Below are 5,809 nucleotides of genomic sequence, written 5' to 3'. Positions count from 1 at the left end.
CGTCATGGTCAACGTCCTTCTCATGTGCATTATTTTATTTCTGCACCGGGTTACCGCAAGCTTACGACTCAATTCAATATCGAAGGTGATCAGTACCTTTGGGATGACTTCGCATTCGCTACACGTGAAGGTTTAATCGCATCTGTAACGGATATTACTGATCCTGCTGAGTTAGCTAAACGTGGTCAAGATAAACCAGTTAAACATATCACTTTTGATTTTAAACTTGTTAAAGACCTTGATGCTGCACCAACCTCTGAAGTTGATCGTCGTCGTGTAAGCGCTTAAGTAAACCCTCAAGTAAATCATAGGAACCAAGGCTTAGCTCGACTAAGTCTTGGTGACTTCCGCAAATTAGGAAAGTCGGAGAACGGACATGCCACGTATTCCAGTTATTAATACCAGCCATCTAGATCGTATTGATGAATTACTTGTCGATAATTTTGAAACTGGTGAATTTAAACTTCATCGATCAGTATTTACAGATCAAGCCCTTTTTGACCTTGAGATGAAATACATCTTTGAAGGTAATTGGGTTTACTTGGCTCATGAAAGTCAGATTCCAAATAATAATGATTACTACACAACGTATATGGGACGTCAGCCTATTTTAATTGCACGTAACCGTAATGGTGAACTTAATGCAATGATTAATGCATGTTCACATCGTGGTGCGCAACTTTGTCGCCATAAACGTGGTAACAAAGCAACCTATACTTGCCCATTCCATGGTTGGACATTTAACAACTCGGGTAAATTATTAAAAGTTAAAGACCCTGCTGATGCAGGTTATTCAGACTGTTTCAATAAAGAAGGGTCACATGACCTGAAAAAAGTTGCACGTTTTGAAAACTACAAAGGTTTTTTATTTGGTAGCTTAAATCCAGATGTTCCGTCTTTAGAAGAATTCTTAGGTGAAACCACTAAAATTATTGACATGATTGTTGATCAATCTGAGCAAGGTTTAGAAGTTTTACGTGGTGCATCAACCTATACCTACGAAGGTAACTGGAAACTGACTGCTGAAAATGGCGCAGATGGTTATCATGTATCTGCTGTACATTGGAACTATGCAGCAACCACACAGCAACGTAAAGAAAAAGAAGCGGCTGACAATGTTCGCGCAATGAGTGCAGGCTCTTGGGGCAAACAAGGTGGTGGTTCTTACGGCTTTGAAAATGGTCACATGTTGCTTTGGACACAATGGGGTAACCCAGAAGATCGTCCGAACTTCCCGAAAGCGGAAGAATATACTGACAAATTCGGCGCACCAATGTCGAAATGGATGATTGAGCGTTCACGTAACCTTTGCTTATATCCAAACGTCTATTTAATGGATCAGTTTGGTTCACAAATTCGTGTGTTGCGCCCTATTTCAGTGAATAAAACTGAAGTGACGATTTACTGTATCGCACCCGTCGGTGAAGACAAAGAATCACGTACACGTCGTATTCGCCAATATGAAGATTTCTTCAATGCTTCAGGCATGGCTACACCCGATGATCTCGAAGAATTCCGCGCATGCCAAGCAGGCTATGCAGGTATTGAGCTTGAATGGAACGACATGTGTCGTGGTTCTAAACATTGGATTCAAGGTCCAGATGAAGCGGCTAATGAAATTGGTTTAAAACCATTATTGAGCGGTATTAAAACTGAAGATGAAGGTTTATACCTTGCACAACATCAATATTGGCTCAAAAGCATGAAACATGCGATTTCATCTGAAAAGGAATTGGCTGCAACTGAAGGAGAAAGCGCATGAATGCTGCTGTGACTTTAGATAAAACATCTTTAGAAAACATTTCACAATTTCTCTATAAAGAAGCACGTTTTTTAGATGATGAACAATGGGATGACTGGTTACAGTGCTATGCGCCTTGTGCAGAATTTTGGATGCCAGCTTGGGATGATGATGACAAGCTGACTGAAGATCCTGAAACTGAAATTTCGTTAATTTACTATCCAAACCGTCAGGGTTTAGAAGACCGTATATTCCGTATTAAAACTGAGCGTTCTTCTGCAACCATGCCTGACACCCGTACTTCACACAATATTGCAAATATTGAAGTGATTGAACGTCAAGGTGACAAAGTAACAGTTCGTTTTAACTGGAATACTTTGAGCTTTCGCTATAAGAACACTTATAGTTACTTTGGTATGTCACGTTATGTGATTGATGTATCTGGTGATGAACCAAAAATTGAAAATAAATACGTCGTTTTGAAAAATGACTATATCAACCAAGTGATTGATATTTACCACCTCTAAACCCACTTTGCTCAACCCCTTCAGCCAAACGGAAATTTGGCTGAAGTCTCCCAAGCTAAACTTCTATGTAGGACACTAAGCCATGTCAAACCATAATGTTGCACTTCAATTTGAAGATGGCGTTACCCGTTTTATTTCTGTTGCACAAGATGAAAGTTTATCTGATGCAGCCTACCGTCAAAAAATCAATATTCCACTCGATTGTCGTGATGGAGCTTGCGGTACGTGTCGTGCATTTTGCGAATCAGGTACATATGACATGCCTGAAGAAAACTACATTGAAGATGCATTAACACCTGAAGAAGCAGCTGAAGGTTATATTTTAGCTTGTCAATGCAAACCAACCTCTGATGCAGTCTTTAAAATTGCAGCATCATCTGATGTCTGTAAAACTGTGATTCATCAATTTGAAGGTACGCTTGCTTGCGTGGAAAACCTTTCAGATTCAACCATTACTTTTGATATCCAACTAAATGAAGGTCAACCTGATATTCATTTCCTTGCAGGTCAATACGTAAACGTCAATATTCCGGGTACTACGGAAACGCGTTCATATTCTTTTAGTTCTAAACCAGGCAATGGTTTAACCAGTTTTGTAGTTCGTAATGTGCCAAATGGCAAAATGAGTGAATTTTTAAGTAAAACAGTACAAGCTGGCGACAAAATGAGCTTTACAGGTCCGTTTGGTAGTTTCTACCTACGCAATGTGACCCGTCCAGTACTCATGCTTGCAGGCGGTACAGGTATTGCCCCATTCATGTCTATGCTACAAGTGTTAGAAGAAAAAGGTTCTGAACAACGTGTTCGTCTTGTGTTTGGTGTGACCAATGATTTTGACTTAGTGGCACTTGAAAAACTTAATAAACTTCAAGAAAAATTCTCTTGGTTCGAATACCGTACAGTCGTTGCTCATCCAGATTCAGCACATGAACGTAAAGGTTATGTGACGAGTCATATTGACAATGAATGGTTAAATGGCGGTGATGTTGATGTCTACCTTTGTGGTCCAGTACCAATGGTGGAAGCAGTTCGTGGTTGGTTAGATACAGAAGGTGTTAAACCAGCGAACTTCTTATTTGAAAAATTCTCTGCAAACTGATTGTAATACTCAGTTATAAAAATCAATCGTCAAAAATTGGAGAATCCATCAAATGTCAGATCGTCAAAGATTTCAAAATAAAGTCGTTATTGTCACCGGTGCAGCTCAAGGCATTGGTCGTGGTGTTGCATTACAAGTTGCTTCTGAAGGTGCGCAAGTCATTATGGCTGACCGTTCAGAATATGTTGAAGAAGTACTTGCTGAAATTGAAGAACATGGTGGTGATGCAATCACCATCAATGCAGATTTAGAAACCTTTGCTGGTGCTCAAGCTGTCGTTGCCAAAGCCATCGAAACCTATGGTCGTGTTGATGTGCTTATCAACAATGTCGGTGGTGCAATTTGGATGAAACCTTTCCAAGAGTTTTCTGAAGAAGAAATTATCAAGGAAGTAAATCGTTCATTGTTCCCAACACTGTGGTGTTGCCGTGCAGTCCTGCCTGAAATGATTAAAAATCAGCATGGTGTGATTGTGAATGTTTCGTCTATCGCAACATGTGGTATCAATCGCGTGCCTTATTCTGCTTCAAAAGGTGGTGTCAATGGTTTAACGACTGGGCTTGCTTTTGAACATGCGCAAGATGGTATTCGTGTTAATGCTGTGGCTACAGGTGGAACAGAAGCACCGCCACGTAAAGTACCCCGTAATGCAAAGCCATTAACAGACAATGAAAAACAATGGATGCAAGAAGTGGTTGATCAAACCATTGACCGTACTTTTATGGGACGTTATGGCACGATTCAAGAACAAGTGAATGCCATTGTATTTCTAGCATCAGATGACTCTTCATATATGACAGGAACCATTGTTCCTGTAGGCGGAGGTGATCAGGGTTAAGCCTGATCATTTTCAATTCATTCAACAGGATCATTGCATTCAATCGCATGGAGGCTATCGCCCAATGACCGCCCTGTTAAAAACGTTAAAAGAGGACTGGTCTGTATCAGCTACTGTTGCAGGATTTTTAGCAGTACTGATCTCCTACTCTGGTCCTTTAATTATTTTCTTCCAAGCTGCACAGCAAGCCAATGTCTCAACACCGATGATGATTTCATGGATTTGGGGAATCTCGATTGGTGCTGCTGTTGCAGGGATTTTCCTGTCCATCAAATATAAAGTTCCAGTGATTACCGCATGGTCTGCCCCCGGAACAGCATTATTGGTGACCCTCTTCCCCCACATTTCTTTAAATGAAGCTGTTGCTGCCTACATCACCTCTGCCGTGGTGATTTTTGCCATTGGCGCAACAGGTTATTTTGATAAATTATTGAAATGGATACCGCAAGATGTGGCTGCGGGAATGATGGCAGGTATCTTATTTCAATTTGGGCTCGGCTTGTTCAAAGCAACAGATACCATGCCAACGATTGTTTTTGGCATGCTTCTTGTTTTCCTTTTTGCAAAAAGATTCAGTCCACGCTATGCCATGGTTTGGGTATTGGTTTCAGGTATTGCACTCAGTTTAATTTTTGGAAAGATGAATCCTGTAGATGTCAGTTTTTCACTGGCTGTTCCGCTGTTCATCATGCCTGAATGGACATGGAATTCAACATTAAATCTGGCACTCCCTCTCATTTTAGTCAGCTTATCTGGTCAGTTTTTACCAGGTATGGCGATTATGAAATTGAGTGGCTATGACACCCCTGCCAAACCCATTATTAGCGTGACCAGTATTGCTTCTTTGGCTGTTGCATGTGTCGGCGGAATTACCATTGTATTGGCATCGATTACCGCTGCCTTATGTATGGGTAAAGATGCACACGAATTGAAAGAAAAACGCTATATCGCAGGAATAGCCAACGGAATTTTTTATATTTTAGGCGGTTTGTTCGCAGGCAGCATTGTAATGTTATTCAGTTTACTTCCTAAAGAACTTGTCGCAGCACTTGCAGGGCTTGCTTTGCTCGGTGCAATTGCAACCAATATTTCAGTTGCAATGAAAAATGATTCACAACGAGATGCAGCCCTCATTACTTTTCTTGCGACCGCTTCAGGTATGCATTTTTTAGGGCTCAGTTCAGTATTTTGGGGTATTTGTATCGGGATTATCGCACATTTAGTGTTAACTAAACGTGAACCTGCTGCCAATACTATGCATTCAACCCAAACTCCAAAGGGTTAATCGGGCAACGTCTGACGAGAACAGATTAAACAGGAAAGATTATGATTGATAAAAGTTCAGGTTCACTCAACGAAGTGCTTTCACAAATTAAAGATGGCTCCACCATCATGATTGGTGGTTTTGGTACAGCAGGACAACCTGCTGAACTGATTGATGGCTTAATCGAACTCGGCATTAAAGATTTGGTGATTGTGAATAATAATGCCGGCAATGGCGACTACGGTTTAGCCAAACTCCTTAAAGCAGGTGCTGTGCGTAAAATCATTTGTTCTTTCCCACGCCAGTCTGATTCTTATGTGTTTGACGAATTATACCGTGC

General features: G+C 40.8%; 6 protein-coding genes and 1 pseudogene. All 7 read left to right on the top strand.

Translation table 11 applies throughout. The annotated features are described in order from the left end of the window. Window positions 1-288 (top strand): annotated as a pseudogene (locus B9T35_RS18165) (catechol 1,2-dioxygenase); the annotation flags it as partial. A gap of 88 nt (window positions 289-376) precedes the next feature. Next, window positions 377-1,762 carry a benzoate 1,2-dioxygenase large subunit gene (gene benA, locus B9T35_RS18160; RefSeq protein ID WP_086192691.1) on the top strand — a complete coding sequence of 462 codons (1,386 nt, stop codon included), beginning with the start codon at window positions 377-379 and terminating at the stop codon, window positions 1,760-1,762. Then, window positions 1,759-2,268: a benzoate 1,2-dioxygenase small subunit gene (gene benB, locus B9T35_RS18155; RefSeq protein WP_086192689.1), complete on the top strand. Its 510-nt coding sequence runs from the start codon at window positions 1,759-1,761 to the stop codon at window positions 2,266-2,268. Before benA ends, benB begins: the two co-directional genes overlap by 4 nt. Before the next feature lie 82 nt (window positions 2,269-2,350). Then, window positions 2,351-3,367, top strand: coding sequence for a benzoate 1,2-dioxygenase electron transfer component BenC (gene benC, locus B9T35_RS18150; RefSeq protein WP_086192687.1), 1,017 nt, complete (start codon window positions 2,351-2,353; stop codon window positions 3,365-3,367). A gap of 52 nt (window positions 3,368-3,419) precedes the next feature. Then, window positions 3,420-4,205 (top strand): benzoate diol dehydrogenase BenD, encoded by a 786-nt coding sequence (benD, locus tag B9T35_RS18145; RefSeq protein WP_086192686.1) that lies wholly within the window; start codon window positions 3,420-3,422, stop codon window positions 4,203-4,205. 64 nt (window positions 4,206-4,269) lie between these two features. After that, window positions 4,270-5,490 carry a benzoate/H(+) symporter BenE gene (gene benE, locus B9T35_RS18140; RefSeq protein ID WP_086192684.1) on the top strand — a complete coding sequence of 407 codons (1,221 nt, stop codon included), beginning with the start codon at window positions 4,270-4,272 and terminating at the stop codon, window positions 5,488-5,490. A 41-nt stretch (window positions 5,491-5,531) separates the two neighbouring features. Further along, the coding region (locus B9T35_RS18135) for a 3-oxoacid CoA-transferase subunit A (protein ID WP_139842057.1) at window positions 5,532-5,809 on the top strand (278 nt) is incomplete at its 3' end.

It is taken from the genome of Acinetobacter sp. ANC 3832 (assembly GCF_002135415.1).
GTDB lineage: Bacteria > Pseudomonadota > Gammaproteobacteria > Pseudomonadales > Moraxellaceae > Acinetobacter.
Note: the sequence above shows the minus strand (reverse complement) of the source record. Positions and strands in the feature narration are given on the sequence as shown.

Coding starts and splice junctions, on each gene's coding strand:
- benA (WP_086192691.1), top strand. CDS start 377: ATGCCACGTATTCCAGTTATTAATACCAGCCATCTAGATCGTATTGAT.
- benE (WP_086192684.1), top strand. CDS start 4,270: ATGACCGCCCTGTTAAAAACGTTAAAAGAGGACTGGTCTGTATCAGCT.
- benC (WP_086192687.1), top strand. CDS start 2,351: ATGTCAAACCATAATGTTGCACTTCAATTTGAAGATGGCGTTACCCGT.
- benD (WP_086192686.1), top strand. CDS start 3,420: ATGTCAGATCGTCAAAGATTTCAAAATAAAGTCGTTATTGTCACCGGT.
- benB (WP_086192689.1), top strand. CDS start 1,759: ATGAATGCTGCTGTGACTTTAGATAAAACATCTTTAGAAAACATTTCA.